We start from the raw sequence: 19,240 nt of genomic DNA, 5'->3' as shown, positions 1-19,240 counted from the left end.
GCGGCTGCCCCGGTCCGGGCGGCGCAAACGGATGGCACGCGCACGGTCTGCATCGGCCGCGCCCGGCTGGGTAGGCGCCCGGTGCGGGGTGCGGCCTCGGCCTCATGGCTGCGACGGGGGCCGCACTCCGTCGTCCGGGCATGACGCACCGGGAACCGCGGGCCCGCCGGACGAGGCGTACCGGGGTCCGTTCCGGGAAGGCGCGAAGGACAAGCACGCCGGTACGACCGAGACGACCGGTACACACGGAGAGGGCCGGACCATGAGTACCCATGACATGTGGAACTGGGGTTTCGAGGACACCACGGGTTACTTGAAGGGGATCGACCTCATCGGCTACAAGGTCGAGGCCACCGATGGAAGCATCGGCAAGGTCGACAAGCACTCGGAGGAAGTCGGCGCTTCCCTCATCGTCGTGGACACCGGCATGTGGATCTTCGGCAAGCACGTACTGCTTCCGGCCGGCGTCATCACCCGGATCGACACGGACGCACAGATCGTCCACGTCAACCGGAGCAAGGAGCAGATCAAGAACGCGCCGGAATTCGAGGAGTCGAAGTACGACACCGGGCCCAGCTATCTGGAGCAGTTCGCCCGGTACTACAACCAGCCCCACATGTGAGCCCGCCGCGCGCCGCCCGCCTCGCGCCGAGTGCGCTACTTCCCGTCCAAGGCCTCCGCCAGTACGTCCCCGGGGAGGATCTCGCGCCGTACGAGGCGGGCGGCCACGTCGGTGGCCCGTAGCCGGCGCCGTGCGGCGTAGGCCCGCAGGTGCAGTTCCGCCGCGTGGGGCGCGAGGGACGCGGTGGCGGCGAGCATGCCGCAGGCGGTGTCCACGACCGCCTTGGAGGAGAGGGCCGCCTGGGTGCGGGTGACGATGTCGGCGACGCCCAGCGGCTCGCGCACCCAGGTGAGCAGGGCCGAGGTCGCGACGTCGGCCAGCGCCCGCAGCAGCCTGATCTCGTCTGCGGTGAGGGTGGTGGGGACCCGGCAGAGCAGGTTGAGCGCTCCCACCGTGTGCTCCCGGGCCCGCAGCGGCAAGGCGTGGGCGCTCTCGTAGCCGCTGCTCCGGGCCACCCGGAGGAAGGCCGGCCAGCGTTCCTCGTGGTCGCTCAGCCGGTCGGCGTGGACCGGAGCCCCGAAGGTGAAGGCGTCGACGCACGGGCCCTGGCCGGCCTGTGTCTGCATCAGCTCGGTGAGGGCCACGCGGTCATCCGTGGCGGCGGCCGGGCGGAGCTGGTTGCGCGCGTTGGCGAGCATGACACCAGCGGCGTCCACCCGCGTGAGCGCGACGCAGTGGCGGACCAGCCGGTCGAGGAGCGTCAGGGGCTCGACGTCGTCGGCGAGGGTGTCGCTGAGGTCCACGAAGGCCTCTGCCAGCTGCTGATCGCTTGTCATGCCGGTCTCACCGCTTCCGTACTCCGACCCGTCGGTGGGGGCGGACCTAGTCATGGAACCTGAGCCAGGATCCGTCCATGCCGGTCCCGGCGTCCCCCGCCTGGAGGGCGAGCATGGCCGTCGTGATGGCGTCCGCCGCGGCGAAAGCGAACGAGCGGTCCCGCTCGGACAGCGGACCGGCGCGGTCGCGGTAGAGGTCGAGGCTGCCGATCGCGATGGCGCTGCTGCCCAGCGGCAGCGAGAAGACGGCCCGTACGCCGAGTCCGACCGCCTGCTGGGCGAAGACGGGCCAGCGGGCGGCGTCCGCGCCGCTCGTCAGGTCCCCCGCGAGCACCGGGGCGACGAGGGTGACGACCGTCAGGCACGGCCCGTCGCCGAGGGTGTACTGGGCCTCCGCGAGGCGGCCCGCGACGTCATCGCTGGACCACCACAAGGTGCGCGTGTCCACGTCCTCGCCCACCAGTGACACCGAGGCGCCCGTGATGTCCATCAGATCCACACAGGCCCGGCACAGGGCGGCGGGCACGTCGGTGCCCGTGACTCCGTGCACGGCTCCCACGAAGAGTTCCGCGAGCCGCCCGCCGGCCTCCGCGCCGGAGTGGGAACCGTCGCCGGCGGACCGCTGGCCGTCCTCCGGTTGTGCGGGGTCCCCTTCTACGTGGCCAACGAGGGCAAGCTCGTGGCCTTCGTACCGCGCCAGCACGCCGAGGCCGTGCTCGACGCGATGCGGGCGCATCCGCTGGGCCGCGGGGCGACCGTGATCGGCGAGGCCGTGGAGGCCCACCCGGGCATGGTCATGGCCCGCACCCGGCTGGGCGGCACCCGCGTGGTGGACCTGCCGCTCGGGGAACAGCTGCCGCGGATCTGCTGAGTTCCGCTTTCCGACTCCACTCCGGCTCACGCCGACTCAAGCCGGCTCACTCCGGCTCCGTCGCGGCACACCCCACCACGGCGGAGCCCAGGACCGCGGCCGCGTACGGGGTTAGGCTCGGATCAGGCCGCGAAAGGGAGGTCCGCATGTGCCGCTGGCTCGCCTACTCGGGTTCTCCCATCCTGCTCGACGCCGTGCTCTACCGGCCTGAGCACTCGCTGATCAACCAGAGCCTCCATGCGCGGATGGGCGTCGAGACGACGAACGGCGACGGCTTCGGGATCGGCTGGTACAGCGGAAATGGGGACGGCACGCCGGCCGTCTTCCGGGACATCGCACCGGCCTGGAACAACCGCAATCTGCGCGAGCTCGCCGCTCACGTGCGCTCGCCGCTCTTCTTCGCGCACATCCGCGCCTCGACGGGTTCGGCCGTGCAGCAGACCAACTGCCACCCGTTCCGCCACGGCCGGTGGCTGTGGATGCACAACGGGGCCATCGCGGACTTCCACCGGCTGCAGCGCGACCTCTGTCTGGCCGTGGACCCGGCCCTCTTCCCGTCCATCGAGGGGTCCACCGACTCCGAGGTGATGTTCTACCTGGCGGTGACCTTCGGGCTCGACCAGGACGTCCCGGGGGCGGTGGCCAGGATGACCGGGTTCGTGGAGCGGCTCGGCAAGGAGCACGGCGTCGCCGAACCGGTCCAGATGACCCTGGCCATCAGCGACGGAGAGCGGCTCTGGGCGTTCCGGTACTCCAGCCAGGGCGCCTCCCGGTCACTCTTCTACAGCAGCCGCGCGGACACCGTCCGCCACCTCCACCCCGAGGTGGAGTTCCTCCACGAGATCTCCGACGACTCGCGCCTCGTGGTCTCCGAGCCGCTGGGGGACCTGCCCGGCGTGTGGAACGAGCTTCCCGAGGCCAGCTACACGGTGATCCCGTCCGACCCGGACCAGGATTACCTGCCCTTCGTCCCGATGCTCGACTGACGGCCATGCCGAGCCCGTTCTGCGTCCGTCTCCCCCGCGTGGGCGGCGATCCCAGGGGTAGACGCCCTCCATCACCCGGTTCGGATCCACAGAGGGGGTTTCGATGTCACTGACCGTATCCACACCCTCGGCCGGACGGGAGAAAGACGTGGGCGTCCCCGGACGGGTCCCGGTCCTGACGATGGGCGTCGAGGAGGAGTTCCTGCTCGTCGACCGCGGCAGCCGGGCCCCGGTGGGGCGCGGCCCCCGCGTCATAGAAGCCGCGGCGCGCACGCTCGGGCCGCTGGTCCAGCCGGAGTTCTTCACCGCCCAGGTGGAGGTCTGCACCAGCCCCACCACGAAGGCAGCGGCGCTCAGATCGGAGCTGTCCCGGATCCGGGCCGAGGTGATCCGCGCCGCGGCTGCCGAGGAGTGCCTCCTGCTGGCCGCGGGAACCCCCGTCGTACCGCCCGAGCATCCGCTGACGGTCACGCGTGACGAGCGCTACCGCAGGATGGAGTCGCGCTTCGCCTCGGTCCTCGGCGACTACGACCAGGCGGTCTGTGGCTGCCACGTGCACATCGGGGTCGACTGCCGGGCGCAGGCCCTCGACCTCGCCAACCGGATGCGCCCCTGGCTGCCCGTGCTCCAGGCCCTCGCGGCCAACTCCCCCTTCGACCGGGGCAGGGATTCCGGTTACGCCAGCTGGCGAGCCGTGGAGCACGCCCGCTGGCCGACCGTCGGGCCCGCCCCGGTCCTCGACGAAGCCGCGTACGAACACTGCGCCGAGGAGCTCGTGCGCAGCGGCACGGTGCTGGACCGGCGGATGATCTACTGGTACGCCCGCCCGTCCGAGCACGTGCCCACGCTGGAGATCCGCGTGGCCGATGTGAACGCCCGGATCGGCACGGTCGTCCTCCTGGCCGTTCTCGTACGGGCCCTGGCCGCCACCCTGCGCGCGGAGGCGGCCGAGGGAGTGCCGGTCCCCGAGCCGCATTCGGCGCGGCTCCGCGAAGCCCACCTGCTCGCGGCCGCCCACGGCCTGCACGGCGACGGCCTGGACCCGGTCGACGGCGCCGCTCTGCCCGCGTGGACCCTGATCGCGCGGCTACGGGACCGTGCCGCCCCCGGCCTCGCGGCGTCGGGCGACTCGGAGCTCGTCGACGCCCTGCTGGAGGAGGTCTGGGCCGAAGGCACCGGGGCGGCCCGGCAGCGCGCCGCCCACCGGCGTTACGGACGGCTCAGCAGCGTCGTGGACAGCCTCGTCGAGGCCGTGGCCGCGGGCTGAGGCATGCGGCACGAGGCACCAGGGCCGCGTCCGCATCGCTGATTGAGGCGCGCCGTACAGGGCAGGCGCCGGACGTGCACCCGGCCCCGTACGGGGGTCCCGTACGTACGGAGCCCCCGGGGGTGCGGGAAACGACCCGGAGGTGAAGCGCATGGAACGGCGGACCACCGAACCACGCCCCGACGGCCCCGGACCGGCGCCGCAGGACCCCGGACCCACGCCGGAGGGGCCCGGGCCCACGCCGGAGGGGCCCGGGCCCACGCCGGAGGGGCCGGATGCCCTGCCCCGCGATCCGGTGCCCGCGCGTCCCGGCCCCGAGCCCGGCGACCCCGACCCGGCTCCCGGACAGCCCTCGCCCGGCGAACGGCCCGTGGTGCCGGAACCCCCCGACTGAAGGAGGCGACTCCGGTGCGCATCGCCTTTCTGACCGCGCCCGCGGGCGTGGAGGAGATCGAACTCACGGAGCCCTGGAAGGCCGTCGAAAGGGCCGGCTGGAATCCACAGCTGGTGTCGACCGGGCCGGGCCGGGTCCGTGCGTACCACCATCTCGACAAGGCCGGCAGCTTCCCCGTCGACCACATCCTCGCCGGCGACACCTCGGACGCCTTCGACGCCCTCGTGCTGCCCGGCGGGCTCGCCAACCCCGATGCGCTGCGGCTGGACGAGCGGGCCGTCGGGTTCACCCGGAGCTTCTTCGAGACGGGCAAGCCCGTCGCGGCGATCTGCCACGCGCCGTGGCTGCTGGTGGAGGCGGACGTCGTCCGGGGCCGCACGCTGACCTCGTGGCCGAGCCTGGCCACCGACATCCGCAATGCCGGGGGCACGTGGGTGGACGAACCCCTGCGCGTCTGCGAAGCCGCGCCCTCGACACTGGTCACCAGCCGCAAACCGGCCGACCTCGACGCCTTCTGCGCGGCGATCGTCGAGCACTTCGGGGACGTGAACGGGTACGAGCGGACCTGAATCAGGCGGTTCCCCGGCCCACGCCGGGGGGCGGCTCACGGTCCGGGCCCCTCGGCCGCACGGGTCATGGCAGTTGCTGGGCCTGAACCAGCGCGCCGCGCGGCCCGTGCTCAGACGGCGGGCATACCGTCCCTACGCGGACCACCGCACCGCCCCCGCCGCACCGCCCCCACCGACCCGGACCGGAGGAACCCCGTGCCGACACCCGGAGAACCCACTCCACCGACCCGACAGGCCCCCGCCGCCCGGACGCACGGGCACCCGGTGCCGGCGCCGACGGGCAACTGGGCCGTCGGGATGCTCATGGCCACGACCCCCTGCTCCGCCCGCGACGCGCTGCGCATCCTCGCGACGGCGGCCGACCTGGCCGACGTCCCCGTCGAGGACCTGGCGGCCGCGATGACCGCCACCTCGTGCGGCACCGCCCTGCCCGCCCGCCTCGACCGCGCCCTGCGCCGCGCCGTGGAAGCCGCCCGGACCCGCGGAACCGCGCAGGGTCCCCGCGCTGCCGGGCTCGCGCCGAACCCCGCCCGGACCGAGGAGGTGCTGACCCGGCTGCGCGGCTGCCAGGCCCGCCTCGCGGCCACGCCCCAGGACCCCGCTGCCCTGCGGGCCATGGACGACACGGCGTACACCCTGTGCGTGCTGATGGGCAGGCCCACCGCCCTCGAAGCCATCACCGCGGCCGAGGAACAGCTCGCCGCCACGGCTTAGGGGTCCCGGCTCAGGGGTCCCGCTCGGGGTTCTCGGGGGGCCTCAGGCACCCTCAGAGGCTCCTCGGGGTCAGAGCTTCGCGGTGGAGCGGACGCGTGCCCACAGGGGCAGCACGAACCAGCACAGCACGTACCAGGCGAACACCCCGCCGACGAGCCACGTCGCGAGGGCGTTGCCGGTCGCGACCCTGAGGACGAGGAGCAGGGCCGAGGTGCATGTGGCCAGGAGCAGCAGCAGGCCGGTGAAGGTCAGACGCGCGGCCCACGTGACGGCCTCGGGCTTGATCCTGCGACCCGAGACGATGCGGTGGAAGGCCACGGGGCCGATCAGGGCGCCGGTCGACAGGGATCCCAGGACCACCGTGACGACGTAGATCGTCTTCTCGGTCTGCGGGAGCCCCGCGAACACGGGGGCGAAGACCACCGTGAGCAGGAATCCGAACAGGATCTGGACGCCCGTCTGGGCGACCCGGATCTCCTGGACCAGTTCCTGCCACTGCCGGTCCGCGCGTTCCTCGGGGGACTCGTCCCGCCCCTGCTGCTCCGTAGCGTTCGGCATCAGGCGCCTCCTCGAAGGGTCTCGTCGCGGCGTCTACCCCCGGCCCCCCGCATCATGTTTGGCCCGGTCGCCACGGAGCAGGCACCCGGTGGGGCCGATACGGCGGAGGGGCCTACGCATGGCAGCGGCCGGGCAGGACACGGAGACCCGCAGGACGGTCTGGGTGGCCTTGGCCGCCAATCTCGTCATCTGCGTGGCCAAGTCCGTCGGTGGAGTCGTCACGGGCTCGCCTGCGCTGCTGTCGGAGGCCGCGCATTCGATCGCGGACAGCCTGAACGAGGTCTTCCTGCTGACCTCCCTCACGCGCAGCCGGCGCCCCGCGGACGCGCGCCACCCCTTCGGCTACGGCATGGAGCGGTACTTCTGGTCCCTCCTCGCGGCCGTCGGCATCTTCGTGACGGGTGGCTGTTTCTCGGTGTTCCAGGGCGTCGAGGCGTTCCGGTCCGGCGGCTCGGAATCGCACGGCGGCTTCATACTCGGCCTGGCCATTCTCGGGGTCGCCCTCCTCGCCGAGGGGTGCTCCCTCGTCCGGGCCCTGTTCCAGGTGCGCGGGGCCGCCCGGGCCGGAGGCCGGAGCATGGCCGCCACGATCAGGGAGGGCCGCGATCCGGCGCTGCGCACCGTACTGGCGGAGGACAGCACCGCCTGCGTCGGCGTCGGCGTCGCGATCACCGGCATCGCCCTGCACATGGTGACCGGGGAGATCGCCTACGAGGCCTGCGCCTCGCTCCTCATCGGGCTCCTGCTCGTCTACGTCGCCTACACCCTCGGCCGGACGGCCCGCGTCCAGTTGGTCGGCGAGGCCGCCGATCCCGGTCTGCAGCGGGAGGTACGGGAGTTTCCTGGCGTCGCAGCCGGAGATCGACAGCGTCCCCGCGCTGCTGACCATGCGGCTCGGGCCCGACTCGGTGCTGCTGGCCGCACGCATCGACCTGACGCCGGGGTACGACAGCGAGACCGTGGAGGACGCCATGGTCCGGATCGGGCCCGGTGGAAGGATCTGGACCAGGTGTTCCTCGACGTCACCGACGCGGCGGCGGCCGGCCGGACAGCGGCGGCAGCGGCAGCGGACACCGGAGAGGAGCCCGGCCGGCCGGGGACCGCACCGGGGTGGGAACGATTCCCGTGGGATTGATGTCGGTGTGCACGAGGTAGTAGTGCCGCTTCATGTGGTCGAAGTCGACGGTGTCGCCGAAGCCGGGTGTCTGGAAGAGGTCGCGCGCGTAGGCCCAGAGCACCGGCAGTTCGGTCAGCTTGTGCCGGTTGCACTTGAAGTGGCCGTGGTAGACCGCGTCGAACCGGACGAGCGTGGTGAACAGCCGTACGTCCGCTTCGGTGATGGTGTCCCCGACGAGGTAGCGGGAGCGTTCCAGCCGGACGGACAGCCAGTCGAGGCGCTCGAACAGCCGGGCGTACGCCGCGGCGTAGGCCCGCTGGGTCCCGGCGAACCCGGCCTCGTAGACCGCGTTGTTGACGTCCTTGTAGACCACCTCGTTGACGGCGTCGATGTGCGGCCGGAGCTCCGGCGGGTAGAGCACCGGGGCCCCGGGCCGGTGGTACGCCTTCCACTCCACCGCCATGTCGATCGTGATCTGCGCGAAGTCGTTCGTCACCACCTTGCCCGTCGGGACGTCGACGATCGCCGGCACGGTGATGCCCCGGTCGTAGCCGGGGTCGCGCGCGAGGTAGGCCTCCTCCAGCCGCTCGATGCCGAGCACCGGGTCACGCCCGCCGGGATCGAGGTCGAAGGTCCAGCTGTGCTCGTCGTGCACGGGCCCGGCGACAGCCATCGGCAGGGCCCGCTCCAGCCCCAGGAGCCGCCGTACGATCACCGCCCGGCTCGCCCAGGGACAGGCCCGGCTGACCACCAGCCGGTAGCGGCCGGGCTCGACGCGGTGGCCGTCCCGCCCGTCGGCGGTGATCCGCGTGCCGAGGTAGCGGCCGTCGCGGGTGTATTCCTTGCCGGCACTGACGTAGCTCACGCCCGGCGCCCGCCCACGATCGGCCGGATGCCCCGTCCCAGGCGGGTCGGGGGCGCCGGCGGAGGTTCGGGCATCGGTTCCGGTTCCGGGTTCGGGAGGGGCGTCGGGACCGGCCTGGGTGTGTGCTGCGGTGTGGTCGTGTTCTTCATGGTGGCTCCGCCTCGTCTCGGACGGTGTGTTCCTGTGACGTGCGACCGGACGGAGTTCCCTCTCCCGAGCTGGTTCCCACGTCGCTCTCGCCCGGTCGCCGTCATGCCGGGCGTCTTCCCTGGCCGCCCTCCTCCATGCCCGGTCCCGGCCTGTTTCGCGGGCCGGTGCGGCGGCCCCGGTCGAGGAGCGTCCGGCCTGGTCAGGCGGCCCTGCGCGAGCCGCGGCCGGAGGCGCTGCCGGCGTCGCTGCCGGAGGCGGTGAGCGCGTCGCGGAGTTCGTCGCGCGTCATGGCCGAGCGCCCGGGGATCCCCGCCGCCGCGGCCTTCTCGTAGAGCTCCGCCTTGGTCGGGCTCGCCGGATCCTTCTCCGCGCGTTTCGAGGGCTGCTTCCCGTGCTTCCCGTGCTTCGCGCGCTTGCCCGGTTTCCCCTTGGAGCCGCCGGCCCGCTCGACGCTGGCACGCAGCGCCTCCGCGAGGTCGATCACGTTGGTCGACTCGGCCGCGGGCTCCGCCTTCTCCACGCTCTCGCCCGCCCGCTTCGCCTTGATGAGGGCGGCGACCTTCTCCCGGAACGTGTCGTGGAATTCCTCGGGCTTCCACTCCATGCTGAGCGCCTCGACCAGTTGCTCGGCCATGCGCAGTTCCTTCTGCGCGGCCTTGGCCTTGCGCGGCAGGGAGTCGATCTCCTTACGGGGATCGCGGATCTCGTCGGCCCAGTGGAGCGTGTGGCAGGTGAGCAGCCCGTTCTCCGCCTTCACGGCCACGAGGTACTCGTGGCTGCGCATCACGAATCTGGCGATCCCCGCCTTCTCGGCCTTGTCGAGGGCCTGCTCGACGAGGCTGTAGATCTTCCCGTACTCCTTGCCCTTCGGTGCCAGGTAGTACGTGGCGTCGAAGAAGATCGGATCGACTTCGGCCAGATCCACGAACCCCTCGATGTCGAGCGATCTGGACCGGCCCGGCGCGATCTCGTCCAGTTCCTCCGGCTCCACGAGCACGTACGCGTCGCCGTCGTCGAAGCCCTTGACGATCTCCTCGAAGGGCACCTCCTCGCCGGTCCGCTCGTTGACCCGCTTGTTGCGGACCCGGTCCGAGGTGCCGCGCTGCAGCTGATGGAAGTGGATCGTGTGGCTGTCGGTCGCCGTGTACAGACCCACGGGCAGGCTGACCAGGCCGAAGCTCAGCACGCCCGCCCACACCGGTCGCGCCATGACCACCACCGCCGTTCTTCTCGCACGCGCCCGCCGGCCTCAGGCCCAGGCGGCGCGCAGCCGGTCGCGGTTCGCGGCGAGCCAGGTGGCGAAGGACTGGAGTGCGGGGTTCAGCCCGCGGACGGCGTCGAGGTCGCGCGCCGCCGTGAAGCGTTCCTCGCAGTCGGCGTAGTACTGGAACATGTTCCCCGTCTCGTCCGCGCCGGGCATGCCCTGCGCGCGCCAGGCGTCCGGGCTCAGGGGCCGGTACCGTACCGGCTCGCCGAGGGCCTCCTCGATCGCGGCGGCCATGTCGGCGACCTTGAGGTGTTCGCCGGCGATGCTGACCGTGGCGGCGATGAGGTCGGTGCCGCGTCCCAGGACGGCCAGCGCGGTCTTGCCGATGTCGTCCGCAGCGATCCCGGAGAGCTTGCTGTCGCCCATCGGGTACGTCAGCTCGAACGCCCCGTCGTCGCCCCGCTGCGCGGCGAAGGCGCCCAGCAGGTTCTCCCAGTAGAAGGTCGAGCGCAGGAACGTCGTGGGCACGCCCTCTTCGAGGAAGCAGCCGTCCGCTTCCGCCTTGCCGTCGAAGTGGGGCACCTTGTACCGGCCTTGGAGCGTCGGCATCCGGGCGTCGTCGAGGGGGATGCACGTGCGGGTGTCCTCCAGCGTGGACCAGACCGCGTGCTGCACACCCGCGTGCGAGGCCGCCCGGGCCAGTGCACGGGCCTGGGTGTTCTCCCGTTCGGCGGACATGTGCTCCCAGAAGTTCGTGACGAGGAAGGCTCCGTAGGCGTGCTCGAAGGCCGGGGCGAGGCTCTCCTCCTCGTCCATGTCGGCCCGCACGATCTCGGCGCCCAGCCGCTTCAGCTCCGCGGCTTCCGCGGAGTCGGGACGGCGGGTGACGGCACGGACCGCGAACGCGCCGTCCCGGTCCTCCAGGGCCGCTCGCGCGAGGCCGCCACCCTGCGTGCCCGTCGCGCCGAACACGGTGATGATCTTCTTGTCGGTCATCGGTCGCCCGGTCATGTCCGGCTCGATTGTCCGGTCGGTCCGTGGGCCACGTGTCCGCCCAGCGCACCGCTCACCGCGAGGGCTGCCAGACCGGCGAGGGACCAGCCCCGGCCCTTGAGCGTGTGCCCGCGCATCCTCGCCGATAGCGACACCGTGTAGCAGGCGATCACGGCCACGTTCGACACGGCGTGGGCCAGTCCGACCCGGGCCCGCGGCAGCGGCAGCTCCGCCCAGTCCACCCAGCCGGCGACGGCCGACGGCCCTGCCCCCGCCAGGCCGACGGCCGTGAGCATCGTCGCCGCGGGCTGTCCGCCGGGCACCGCGTCCAGCACCCCGGCGGACAGCCAGCAGCCGACCGGGACTTGGACCAGCACGGGATGCAGGGGATGACCGAGCTGCCTGCCGCGCAGGACGTCGCGTACCGCGCCCAGCGGGAGGGTGCGGATCCCCTGCTGGAGCGCACGGACGGCCCGGTCCGCGCCGGAGGCCCGCTCGATGGCGCCGAGGGCCTTCAGCCACCCCTCGGACAGCGGGTCGAGGGCCCGTGCGGGGCCCGGCCTCACGGTGTCGATCGGCGTGTTCATACGAGTCGCCGCCCTCCGTCGTCCTCGCGCGCGGCGCCGGTTCCCTCCGCGTGCGGCGTGCGGCGGGACCGCTGCCGGAGCAAGCGGTCCATCTGGCCGCGCACCGCTTCGAAGTCGTCCCAGCAACTGCGCGTCGCCTCCTGGGAGCGGGCCGTCTGCCTCTGGCCCTGATGCGCCCCCTTCACGGTTCTCTCCCTCGGCCCGGGGTCGTACGTACACCCCCCGCTCACGTCCGGCGCCTACCCGGAGAGGCGGTGCGCACACACGAGCCGACGCGGCGCGGTGGAGGTCATTGCGGCGGGGACAGCCGGACACCGGTGTGGATGGTCTTGCCGCCCGGCCGGTGCCGGATCCGTACGTCGCTGCCGAGCTGATGGACCAGGGCCCAGCCCCATCCACCGCCGCCCTCCAGATCGGGCGCCCTCAGCCGCGGCTCCGCGTGGCTGTGGTCGGAGACGTCGATGGCGATCTCGTCGGGCTCCAGTTCGAGGTCCAGTACGCAGCCGTCCGTCGTGTGCCGGATCGCGTTGGTGACGAGTTCGCTGACGAGCAACAAGGCCGTGTCCCTGGCCTCGGGGGCCACGGAGCGGCCGCCGCGCGAGGCGTCGTCGAAGAAGTGCCGGGTCAGGTCGCGGGCGGTGGCCGCCGCGGCCGTGCCGTCAAGATCGCTGTGCTGCCTCAGATGGAGAGTCATCCCCGCTCCCGCGGCCTCCAGTCTCGTTTCCCCGGGCCCGGCCGACGGAATCATCGGTGACGGCCGCCCGGGAATGGGTGGTGTTCACATCTGTGCGCCTACCCACTCCCCGCGGGTTACCCACATGCGGCGGCCGCGCGACGTCCATGCCGCAGGCACGGCCCTCGGCAGCGGTCGCCTCGACGTCCAGCCGGAGCAGCCCGGCCATCACGTCACGGTCCGCGGTTCCCGCGGTGACGGGCGGCCGGACGCAGTCGATCAGCGCCAGCAGGTCCGTCGGCTGGCGCTGCCACTGCCACGCGTGGACCTGGATGCCCCTCTCGCGCGCCGTACGCACGAAGTCGAGCAGGTGGTGCAGGCCGGCCACGTCCATGAACGGCACTCCGCGCATGTCACAGATGACCACCTCGGTGGCCGCGCCCAGCACGGGGCGCAGGCGGTCGAAGACGGCGCCGGCCTCCGCGTCCAGCTCGCCCCGCGGCATCAGGTGCACGGTCCGGCCGTGGGATGCCGTCGCAATGCGGAAGGCGTTCCCCATGACGCTCACCCCGCTCGCCTCGCCGGGTTCGGTTCCCCCCGGCGATCACGGGGCTCGGGAACGCGATCCGGCCTGAATCGATCCGGCCTGATTCGATGGTCGACCCGCGTACCCGACGAACGCAAGCTTCACCGGCGGGACGCGCCCGGCCCGGTCTCCCCGGCGGCCGCCCGCTCGACGCGCTCCGGGTCGGACGGTGGCGAGCTGGACCCGGTTCCCGTCCGCGACGGAACTCCGGGCGGGCGCCCGTGTTCGTCGACCATGGCGCCCTCGTCGGGCAGCAGCAGCTCGGGCCGCTGGGCGTCCCGGAGCCGGCCGCTGCCCTGGGGGTGGTGCGGACGTACCTGCTCCTCGCGTCCGGTGCCCGGACGCTGGCGCTTGGCGGCGTGCCCACCGGAATCACCGCCTGCGGGGTCACTTCGGCCGGCGTCGATCCCTTCGGACCCTTCGGAGTATTGTCCGTTCTCGCTCATGGCAGCCTCCTCCGTCGTCTCCGCCCCCTTCCCGTTCTGCTCGCGTGTACCCCGCTGGACCGCGACCAGACAGGGCGACGGCGCCCGTACGGCCACGGCCTCCGTCGCCCGTTCACCGGGGAAGGAGGCCGTGGCCGCTCACGTTTCGGCGTGGATGAACTCACCCCGCGGAGCTAGTCCTTGAGCACGTCCTTGACCTTCTCCTTGGCCTGGCGGGCATCACCCTTCATCTGCTCCGCGCGCCCCTCGGCGGTGAGGCTCTCGTTGCCCACGGCGCGGCCCATGGCTTCTTTGGCCTTGCCCTTGGCCTGTTCCTTCTTGGCCTTCATCTTCTGCTCACCCGACACGGCTCTCACTCCGATCGCCGGCGATCATCTGACGTGCCGCGTCTGTCCGCATACCCGTCCGGCAAACCTGCCCGCGCGCCTCCGGGCGGATGGTGCCGGTGGGGTCTCACGCGATCGGGCCCGCTCCGGACGGGTGATACGGGTGCCCGTGCGGCGGGTCGTGAGCCGGACCGGGTGGTGGTCGTCAGGCTGACCCCGGTCGGCGGGCACCGCCCGCCCTACGAAAAGGAGCAGTCCGTGCTGGAGCGCAAGCGCCGCAAGCACACGACCGACGTCACCTTCGTCCTTCCCGGGGACCTCCCGCCCGGGCCGGTGAGCGTCGTCGGCACGTTCAACGACTGGCACCCCGGCGCGCACGTCCTCGAGCCCCGGACCGACGGAATGCGCGCCGTGACCGTGGCCCTCCCCGCCAAGGCGACCCACAGTTTCCGCTACCTCGCGGCCGGCGACTACTGGTTCGACGAGCCGGCCGCCGACGGGCACGAGGAAGGCAACAGCCGCCTGCGCACCTGACCTCGGGGAGGGGATCACCCGCTCCGGGCCGGCATCACCGGTTTCAGCCGGCTGACGGCGATCAGCTGCTCCGCGGCGAGCAGGGCGCCGTGGGCGCTGCGCTGGCCCATCAGGACGCAGAGGGTGTACGCGGCCTCCTCCAGCTCGCTGCGCACGCTCGCGTCACCCGGGGCCGCCAGCGCGCGGCGGCGGGCGGCACGCAGGTGATTCACGTGCCGGCGCAGGAGATCCGGCTCCGGCGGCGACCAGGACCCGGCGGGTGGGTCCGGCAGGGTGCGGGCCTGGGCGAGTACATGACGCAGCACGCTCTCGACGGCGGGCGCGACGGGTTCGCCGGTCCGCACGGCGAGAACGGCTTCGGCGGCCTCCCGCACCTCCGTGCCCGTGACCATCACCACCTCGGCCAGGATCCGGCGGGCCTTGGCCGCGGTGCAGGGGACGAGGGCCATCAGCACCCCCACGGCGCGGGCGGCGGTGGCCCGTACCTCCTGTGGTCGCGGCGGCTCGGCCGGCGCCGCGGGCGTCCTGGGCTGCTGTGCCGGGTGGTCCATCCCGCTCCTCCGCTTCGGTCACCCCTCGTCTGCGGGGTCCTGCTGTGTAGCAGGCGGCAGGCCGCATCGGCTCGCATACACGCGCGCGGCACGGCGACAACCGCCCGATCCGGCCCTGTGGAGCGGCCCCGGTTGACCCCTCGTGTTGCCTCCTGGTCAGCGGCCCGGGCCGTCCTCCGCCCCCGCCTGCCGGTCCTCCGGCGGGACGCCGGACGGGGGCGTCGGGGGCTCCGGGCCCGGGGCGGCGCCGGCGGGGTGGGCGCGGAGGTAGGTGACCACCGTGTTGGCCACGGCGACGAGCGGGACCGCCACGACGGCCCCGCCGATTCCCGCGACGGTGCCACCCGTGGCGACGGCCAGGACGACGGCCAGCGGGTGCACCCGTACGGCCCTGCCCAGGATGAACGGCTGGAGCACGTGTCCTTCGATCTGCTGCACCACGAGGACGACCATCAGCGCCATCAGGGCGGTGAATACCCCTTCGGTGACGAGGGCGACCACGACCGCCAGTGCGCCGGAGACGACGGCGCCCACGAGCGGCACGAAGGAGGACAGGAAGATCACCACGCCGATCGGAACGGCGAGCGGTACGCCGAGGAAGTAGATGCCCACTCCGATGAAGACCGCGTCGATCATCGCGACGATCATGGTGCCGCGGACGTAGGCGGTGAGGGTCCGCCAGGCCCGCGGGCCGGCGCCGGCGACCCCCGGGCGGGCCGCCGCGGGGACGAGCCGGAGGGTCCACTGCCAGATGCGCCTGCCGTCGTACAGCAGGAAGAGGGTGGCGAACATGGCCAGCAGCAGTCCGGTGATCACCTCCAGCAGGACGGTCACGCCCTGCAGGCCGGTGGACGTGATCTCGCTCGTACTGGTGCCGATGGTGTCGCTCAGCCTGTCGGCGATGGCGTTGATCTGTTGTTCCGTGACGTGCAGCGGACTGTCGATCAGCCATTGTTTGAGCTCGCCGATGCCCTCCTGAACCCGGTCCGAGAGGTTGTCGAGGTTGTCGAGCACCTGCCAGACGATGAACCATCCGACCAGTCCGAGCATCACGAATCCGCAGGTCGCGGTCAGGGCCGTCGCCGCGCCCCGGGACAGTCCGCTCCGGTGGAGCCGTGCGACGGTCGGCTGGAGCAGCGCGGTGACCAGGAGCGCGACGACGAAGGCGAGGGCGACCAGCCGCACCGCCCCGATGACCCGCATCAGCACCCAGACGGTGGCGGCGAGCACCAGGAAGCGCCAGCCGGCCTCCGCGGCCACCCGAACCCCCCAGGGCACAGCGGCCACGGGCTCCCGCGTTCCCGTGCCGGGCCGGTGCGGCGGCTCCGGCGCAGCCGCTTCCTCCCACGCTCCGGCGGCTTCCGCTTCGCGTTGGGCACTGAGCCGGGCCCGGCGCTCGCCGAGCCCGACGACGCCCTTCTTCACGCGCCCGAGCCATCCGCGCACTCCGGCCAGAGGTCGGTCCACCGTGGAGTTCCTCCGAGTCGTTGCGTAGGAGACTCCCTCCAGGCTGGACCGTGCGGGGCCCACCGGCACCCCGGGACCGCGGCGAGTGGGGCCGATCCGGCTCCCCGGGTACGGTTCAGGCCGGGTGTCCGGGGTCGATCGCCCTGACGTCGCCGTACCGGAGCAGGGCGGGCGTGTCCGGGAGGCCCGGGGAGACCTCGGTGGGCACCAGCAGGAAGCCCATGTGGTCACCCCCGTCGATCCGTGTCTCGATCCGGCCCACGAACCATGCGGGTGCGCCGGTCAGCAACGGGACGCCGTCCGCGCTGGGCGCCCACTCGACCCGGGCGAACTTGTCCGTCCGGTCGCCCGTCTCACCCCCGAACAATTCCGCCAGCGGGTGCTGGTCGCGGCCGAGCACGTGCACCGCGAGGTGCGAGGCCCTGCACGCGACGCGGAAGGTGTGGTTCACCGTGGACAGCCACACCACGAAGCGCGGTGGCCGGATCGAGCACTGCGAGGCGAAGCCGACGAGACAGCCCGCCCGCTCGCCGGGGGCCCCGGCTCCGCCCCCGGCACCGGCCGTGGCCATGGCCGTGGCGGCCGTGGCCGTGGCAGCCCTGGCCGTGGCGGCCGTGACGACGTACACGGGGCCGTCCAGGACCTCGGCGAACGCGTCCAGTTCCGTTTCCGTCACGACATCTCCTTCCGGGCGGTGCGGCTCCCCGTCCCGAGTGGAAGGGTGGGAAGCGGGTACCCGTGTGATGGAGGCCCTGCCATGCCCACCTCTGACTGGCTCCTGGCACCTGGAGAACGCGGCAATGCCGCCACCCGGCTGGAGGATCGCCGAGCGGACGGAGCGGCTTGGTCCGAGGGCAACAGGGCCCGGCCGCTCGTCCACGGCGCCGCGTACTTCGCCGAGCTCCTCGAGCGGGTCCGGGCGATGCGCGCCGGCGACCTGCTCCTGTTCACCGACTGGCGCGGCGATCCCGACGAGCGGCTCCGCGGACCCGGTACGGAGATCGCGGCCGTCCTGGGCGCGGCGGCCGAGCGCGGTGTCATCGTCAAGGGCCTGCTGTGGCGCTCCCACCTGGACGGCTTCCGGTTCAGCGAGGAGGAGAACCGTTCCCTCAGCGAGGACGTCGAAGCGGCGGGCGGTGAGTGCCTGCTCGATCTGCGGGTCCGGCCCGGCGGCTCGCACCACCAGAAGATGGTGGTGCTGCGGCACCCCGGCCACCCCGGGCGCGATGTCGCGTACATCGGCGGGATCGACCTCTGCCACAACCGCAACGACGACGCCGATCACCGCGGCGACCGCCAATCGCTGGCCCTGGCGCCCCGGTACGGTCCGCACCCCCCGTGGCACGACGTCCAGCTCGCCCTGAGCGGGCCGGTCGTCGGCGACGTCGAAGCCGTCTTCCGCGAGCGCTGGGAGGATCCCGCGCCGCTCAGCCGCAGTCCGCTGATGCGTCTGCGCGAACGGCTGGACCGGGAGGACACCCGCGCGGACGAACTGCCGCCGCAGGAGCCCGATCCCCCGCCGTGCGGCACGCACGCCGTCCAGGTGCTGCGCACCTATCCGAACCGGCTGCTGCGCGGCTATCCCTTCGCTCCCGACGGCGAGCGCAGCATCGCCCGGGCCTATCTCAAGGCGCTGCGGCGCGCCCGGACACTGATCTACCTGGAGGACCAGTACCTGTGGTCCCCGCGCGTCGTGGACTGCTTCGCCCGCGCCCTGCGCGCGAGTCCGCAGCTGCGGCTGGCCGCCGTCATCCCCTCCGTTCCGGAGCAGGACGGCCCGCTCACCGGGCCCATGAACCTGATCGGACGGATCACCGCCCTGGAGGAGCTGCGCCGCGCCGGAGGAGACCGGGTCGCGGTGTACGGCGTGGAGAACCATGCGGGGACCCCTGTCTACGTGCATGCCAAGGTGTGCGTGATCGACGACGTGTGGGCCTCCGTCGGGTCCGACAACGTCAACCTGCGTTCGTGGACGCACGACTCCGAGCTGAGCTGCGCCGTCCTCGACCGGGCCGCCGATCCGAGGTGGCCGTACGACCCGGGCGGGCTGGGAGACGGGGCCCGCCCGTTCGCGCGGGAGTTGCGCCTGGAGCTGATGCGCGAACACCTCGACGCGGGTGACGGGGACGGGGCGGGGGGCGGGGACGGGGCGGGGGGCGGGCCGCCCGGGGCACAAGCGCTGTCGCAGGAGGCGCTGTGCGATCCGTCGACCGCGTTCGACCGGTTCGGCGAAGCCGCCGCGGCGCTGGACGCCTGGCACGCGGCCGGGCGCCGTGGCCCGCGTCCCGCGGGCCGCTTGCGCCGCTACGTCGCTCCGCGCCTGTCGCCCGTCCGGCGCCTGCTCGCGACCCCGCTGCACCACGCACTGGTCGACCCCGACGGCCGCCCCCTGGGAATGCGGCTCCGCGGCGGATTCTGACTCCGGGTGCCGCCGCGCTCAGGTCTTGAGCAGACGGTTGAAGAAGGAGCGGTAGTGCCGCAGCGCCTGCCGCAGGTCCTCCGTCTCGACTTCCTCGCCCCGGCCCCACTGGGCCTCCAGTTCCTGCTTGTGCGCGGCGAAGCTGCCGGCCAGGGTCTGCATGACTTCGGCCACCAGGGCGTCCGCGGACCTGACCGCGCCCTGGGGATCATCGACGAAGCGGCCTTGGATGTCGGTCCACGACTGACGGAACTCCTCCGTGTCGGAGGTCCCGAGGAGCGGTTCGGAGACACCCTCGGGAGCCTCCTCGGGCGCGTCCGCTCCGGTGGGGGCGACCGTACGGTCCTCCTCCGCGGCCATGTCGTCCTCGTAGCCCTCGCGGTCCTCGCCGGCTACCGGGTCCTCACGGGCCTCGGGGTCCTGGCGGACCTCACGGTCCTGGGTGGCCTCTCCCGGGTACACCGGGGCTGCCTCCTCGTCCCCCGTCCCGGGATGTGCGAGGTCTTCCGTGGTCAGGGCGGCTTCGGTGGGCCCGCCGCCGGTGTCCGAAGGGATCTTCATG

23 protein-coding genes and 2 pseudogenes are annotated in these 19,240 nt (G+C 72.8%); 9 read left to right on the top strand and 16 right to left on the bottom strand.

Annotated features, from left to right (window positions below):
• Positions 1 to 262 precede the first annotated feature (262 nt).
• Positions 263 to 622, top strand: coding sequence for a PRC-barrel domain-containing protein (locus tag MTF69_RS10345; RefSeq protein ID WP_243332846.1), 360 nt, complete (start codon positions 263 to 265; stop codon positions 620 to 622).
• Between the two features lie 35 nt (positions 623 to 657).
• Here the strand turns inward: MTF69_RS10345 and MTF69_RS10340 are convergent, their stop codons facing one another.
• On the bottom strand, positions 658 to 1,398 hold the full coding sequence (locus MTF69_RS10340) for a GAF domain-containing protein (protein ID WP_243332843.1): 741 nt from the start codon (positions 1,396 to 1,398) through the stop codon (positions 658 to 660).
• Positions 1,399 to 1,444: 46 nt separating this feature from the next.
• Positions 1,445 to 1,948: a GAF domain-containing protein gene (locus MTF69_RS10335; protein ID WP_243332842.1), complete on the bottom strand. Its 504-nt coding sequence runs from the start codon at positions 1,946 to 1,948 to the stop codon at positions 1,445 to 1,447.
• 99 nt (positions 1,949 to 2,047) lie between these two features.
• On the opposite strand from MTF69_RS10335, the pseudogene MTF69_RS10330 reads away from it, so the two are divergent.
• The 5 genes and pseudogenes from MTF69_RS10330 to MTF69_RS10310 form a co-directional block, all read left to right on the top strand.
• Positions 2,048 to 2,269: pseudogene (locus MTF69_RS10330) on the top strand (AIR synthase-related protein); the annotation flags it as partial.
• Between the two features lie 146 nt (positions 2,270 to 2,415).
• Positions 2,416 to 3,255 carry a class II glutamine amidotransferase gene (locus MTF69_RS10325; RefSeq protein WP_243332838.1) on the top strand — a complete coding sequence of 280 codons (840 nt, stop codon included), beginning with the start codon at positions 2,416 to 2,418 and terminating at the stop codon, positions 3,253 to 3,255.
• 103 nt (positions 3,256 to 3,358) lie between these two features.
• Complete coding sequence (locus MTF69_RS10320) at positions 3,359 to 4,522, top strand: glutamate--cysteine ligase (protein ID WP_243332836.1); 1,164 nt, start codon at positions 3,359 to 3,361, stop codon at positions 4,520 to 4,522.
• 408 nt (positions 4,523 to 4,930) lie between these two features.
• On the top strand, positions 4,931 to 5,485 hold the full coding sequence (locus MTF69_RS10315; RefSeq protein ID WP_243332834.1) for a type 1 glutamine amidotransferase domain-containing protein: 555 nt from the start codon (positions 4,931 to 4,933) through the stop codon (positions 5,483 to 5,485).
• A 303-nt stretch (positions 5,486 to 5,788) separates the two neighbouring features.
• A complete protein-coding gene (locus MTF69_RS10310; RefSeq protein ID WP_243332833.1) occupies positions 5,789 to 6,199 on the top strand; it encodes a DUF5133 domain-containing protein in 411 nt (136 codons plus the stop codon).
• A 69-nt stretch (positions 6,200 to 6,268) separates the two neighbouring features.
• Here MTF69_RS10310 and MTF69_RS10305 read toward each other — a convergent pair whose 3' ends face one another.
• Complete coding sequence (locus MTF69_RS10305; protein WP_243332831.1) at positions 6,269 to 6,757, bottom strand: DUF6328 family protein; 489 nt, start codon at positions 6,755 to 6,757, stop codon at positions 6,269 to 6,271.
• A gap of 118 nt (positions 6,758 to 6,875) precedes the next feature.
• Between MTF69_RS10305 and MTF69_RS10300 the strand changes: the two are divergent.
• A pseudogene (locus MTF69_RS10300) lies at positions 6,876 to 7,892 on the top strand (cation diffusion facilitator family transporter).
• On the opposite strand, the gene MTF69_RS10295 reads toward MTF69_RS10300, so the two are convergent.
• From MTF69_RS10295 to MTF69_RS10255, 9 genes are all read right to left on the bottom strand, one after another.
• Positions 7,780 to 8,739 (bottom strand): glutathione S-transferase family protein, encoded by a 960-nt coding sequence (locus MTF69_RS10295; RefSeq protein WP_243332830.1) that lies wholly within the window; start codon positions 8,737 to 8,739, stop codon positions 7,780 to 7,782. The pseudogene MTF69_RS10300 and the gene MTF69_RS10295 overlap by 113 nt on opposite strands.
• 349 nt (positions 8,740 to 9,088) lie before the next feature.
• A complete protein-coding gene (locus MTF69_RS10290; RefSeq protein ID WP_243332829.1) occupies positions 9,089 to 10,099 on the bottom strand; it encodes a Ku protein in 1,011 nt (336 codons plus the stop codon).
• Between the two features lie 39 nt (positions 10,100 to 10,138).
• Positions 10,139 to 11,107: an NmrA/HSCARG family protein gene (locus tag MTF69_RS10285; protein WP_243332827.1), complete on the bottom strand. Its 969-nt coding sequence runs from the start codon at positions 11,105 to 11,107 to the stop codon at positions 10,139 to 10,141.
• Positions 11,104 to 11,676, bottom strand: a complete 573-nt coding sequence (locus tag MTF69_RS10280) for a DUF2231 domain-containing protein (protein WP_243332825.1) — start codon at positions 11,674 to 11,676, stop codon at positions 11,104 to 11,106. Before MTF69_RS10280 ends, MTF69_RS10285 begins: the two co-directional genes overlap by 4 nt.
• Entirely contained in the window at positions 11,673 to 11,861 is a 189-nt protein-coding gene (locus tag MTF69_RS10275) for a hypothetical protein (protein WP_243332823.1), read from the bottom strand. The genes MTF69_RS10280 and MTF69_RS10275 overlap by 4 nt, the downstream gene beginning before the upstream one ends.
• A 104-nt stretch (positions 11,862 to 11,965) precedes the next feature.
• Positions 11,966 to 12,370 (bottom strand): ATP-binding protein, encoded by a 405-nt coding sequence (locus tag MTF69_RS10270; RefSeq protein ID WP_243332821.1) that lies wholly within the window; start codon positions 12,368 to 12,370, stop codon positions 11,966 to 11,968.
• Positions 12,336 to 12,908 (bottom strand): sodium-independent anion transporter, encoded by a 573-nt coding sequence (locus tag MTF69_RS10265; protein WP_243333224.1) that lies wholly within the window; start codon positions 12,906 to 12,908, stop codon positions 12,336 to 12,338. Before MTF69_RS10265 ends, MTF69_RS10270 begins: the two co-directional genes overlap by 35 nt.
• Before the next feature lie 128 nt (positions 12,909 to 13,036).
• Positions 13,037 to 13,381, bottom strand: coding sequence for a hypothetical protein (locus tag MTF69_RS10260; protein ID WP_243332819.1), 345 nt, complete (start codon positions 13,379 to 13,381; stop codon positions 13,037 to 13,039).
• A gap of 173 nt (positions 13,382 to 13,554) precedes the next feature.
• Positions 13,555 to 13,728, bottom strand: coding sequence for a CsbD family protein (locus tag MTF69_RS10255; protein ID WP_243332816.1), 174 nt, complete (start codon positions 13,726 to 13,728; stop codon positions 13,555 to 13,557).
• Positions 13,729 to 13,965: 237 nt separating this feature from the next.
• Here MTF69_RS10255 and MTF69_RS10250 point away from each other — a divergent pair, with 237 nt between their 5' ends.
• Positions 13,966 to 14,241, top strand: a complete 276-nt coding sequence (locus tag MTF69_RS10250; RefSeq protein ID WP_243332813.1) for an isoamylase early set domain-containing protein — start codon at positions 13,966 to 13,968, stop codon at positions 14,239 to 14,241.
• A 14-nt stretch (positions 14,242 to 14,255) separates the two neighbouring features.
• Here the strand turns inward: MTF69_RS10250 and MTF69_RS10245 are convergent, their stop codons facing one another.
• From MTF69_RS10245 to MTF69_RS10235, 3 genes are all read right to left on the bottom strand, one after another.
• A complete protein-coding gene (locus MTF69_RS10245) occupies positions 14,256 to 14,792 on the bottom strand; it encodes a DUF5133 domain-containing protein (protein WP_243332812.1) in 537 nt (178 codons plus the stop codon).
• 156 nt (positions 14,793 to 14,948) lie between these two features.
• Entirely contained in the window at positions 14,949 to 16,247 is a 1,299-nt protein-coding gene (locus MTF69_RS10240; protein WP_279345617.1) for an AI-2E family transporter, read from the bottom strand.
• A 127-nt stretch (positions 16,248 to 16,374) separates the two neighbouring features.
• Entirely contained in the window at positions 16,375 to 16,935 is a 561-nt protein-coding gene (locus MTF69_RS10235) for a flavin reductase family protein (protein ID WP_243332807.1), read from the bottom strand.
• 81 nt (positions 16,936 to 17,016) lie between these two features.
• Between MTF69_RS10235 and MTF69_RS10230 the strand changes: the two genes are divergently transcribed.
• Positions 17,017 to 18,678: a phospholipase D family protein gene (locus MTF69_RS10230; protein WP_243332805.1), complete on the top strand. Its 1,662-nt coding sequence runs from the start codon at positions 17,017 to 17,019 to the stop codon at positions 18,676 to 18,678.
• An 18-nt stretch (positions 18,679 to 18,696) separates the two neighbouring features.
• Here MTF69_RS10230 and MTF69_RS10225 read toward each other — a convergent pair whose 3' ends face one another.
• Positions 18,697 to 19,239 (bottom strand): hypothetical protein, encoded by a 543-nt coding sequence (locus tag MTF69_RS10225; protein WP_243332803.1) that lies wholly within the window; start codon positions 19,237 to 19,239, stop codon positions 18,697 to 18,699.
• Between the last annotated feature and the right edge of the window lies 1 nt (position 19,240).

The sequence above is a fragment of the Streptomyces sp. AP-93 genome (genome assembly GCF_022808175.1).
Classification (GTDB): Bacteria; Actinomycetota; Actinomycetes; order Streptomycetales; family Streptomycetaceae; genus Streptomyces.
The sequence above is the reverse complement of the archived record's forward strand: the minus strand, read 5'-3'. Positions and strand labels throughout refer to the sequence as shown.

What these genes read in the sequence shown, in the direction of transcription:
- MTF69_RS10345 (WP_243332846.1), top strand. Translation starts at nt 263, where the DNA reads ATGAGTACCCATGACATGTGGAACTGGGGTTTCGAGGACACCACGGGT.
- MTF69_RS10340 (WP_243332843.1), bottom strand. Translation starts at nt 1,398, where the DNA reads ATGACAAGCGATCAGCAGCTGGCAGAGGCCTTCGTGGACCTCAGCGAC.
- MTF69_RS10325 (WP_243332838.1), top strand. Translation starts at nt 2,416, where the DNA reads ATGTGCCGCTGGCTCGCCTACTCGGGTTCTCCCATCCTGCTCGACGCC.
- MTF69_RS10320 (WP_243332836.1), top strand. Translation starts at nt 3,359, where the DNA reads ATGTCACTGACCGTATCCACACCCTCGGCCGGACGGGAGAAAGACGTG.
- MTF69_RS10310 (WP_243332833.1), top strand. Translation starts at nt 5,789, where the DNA reads ATGGCCACGACCCCCTGCTCCGCCCGCGACGCGCTGCGCATCCTCGCG.
- MTF69_RS10305 (WP_243332831.1), bottom strand. Translation starts at nt 6,757, where the DNA reads ATGCCGAACGCTACGGAGCAGCAGGGGCGGGACGAGTCCCCCGAGGAA.
- MTF69_RS10290 (WP_243332829.1), bottom strand. Translation starts at nt 10,099, where the DNA reads ATGGCGCGACCGGTGTGGGCGGGCGTGCTGAGCTTCGGCCTGGTCAGC.
- MTF69_RS10285 (WP_243332827.1), bottom strand. Translation starts at nt 11,107, where the DNA reads ATGACCGGGCGACCGATGACCGACAAGAAGATCATCACCGTGTTCGGC.
- MTF69_RS10280 (WP_243332825.1), bottom strand. Translation starts at nt 11,676, where the DNA reads ATGAACACGCCGATCGACACCGTGAGGCCGGGCCCCGCACGGGCCCTC.
- MTF69_RS10270 (WP_243332821.1), bottom strand. Translation starts at nt 12,370, where the DNA reads ATGACTCTCCATCTGAGGCAGCACAGCGATCTTGACGGCACGGCCGCG.
- MTF69_RS10265 (WP_243333224.1), bottom strand. Translation starts at nt 12,908, where the DNA reads ATGGGGAACGCCTTCCGCATTGCGACGGCATCCCACGGCCGGACCGTG.
- MTF69_RS10260 (WP_243332819.1), bottom strand. Translation starts at nt 13,381, where the DNA reads ATGAGCGAGAACGGACAATACTCCGAAGGGTCCGAAGGGATCGACGCC.
- MTF69_RS10245 (WP_243332812.1), bottom strand. Translation starts at nt 14,792, where the DNA reads ATGGACCACCCGGCACAGCAGCCCAGGACGCCCGCGGCGCCGGCCGAG.
- MTF69_RS10230 (WP_243332805.1), top strand. Translation starts at nt 17,017, where the DNA reads ATGCCCACCTCTGACTGGCTCCTGGCACCTGGAGAACGCGGCAATGCC.
- MTF69_RS10225 (WP_243332803.1), bottom strand. Translation starts at nt 19,239, where the DNA reads ATGAAGATCCCTTCGGACACCGGCGGCGGGCCCACCGAAGCCGCCCTG.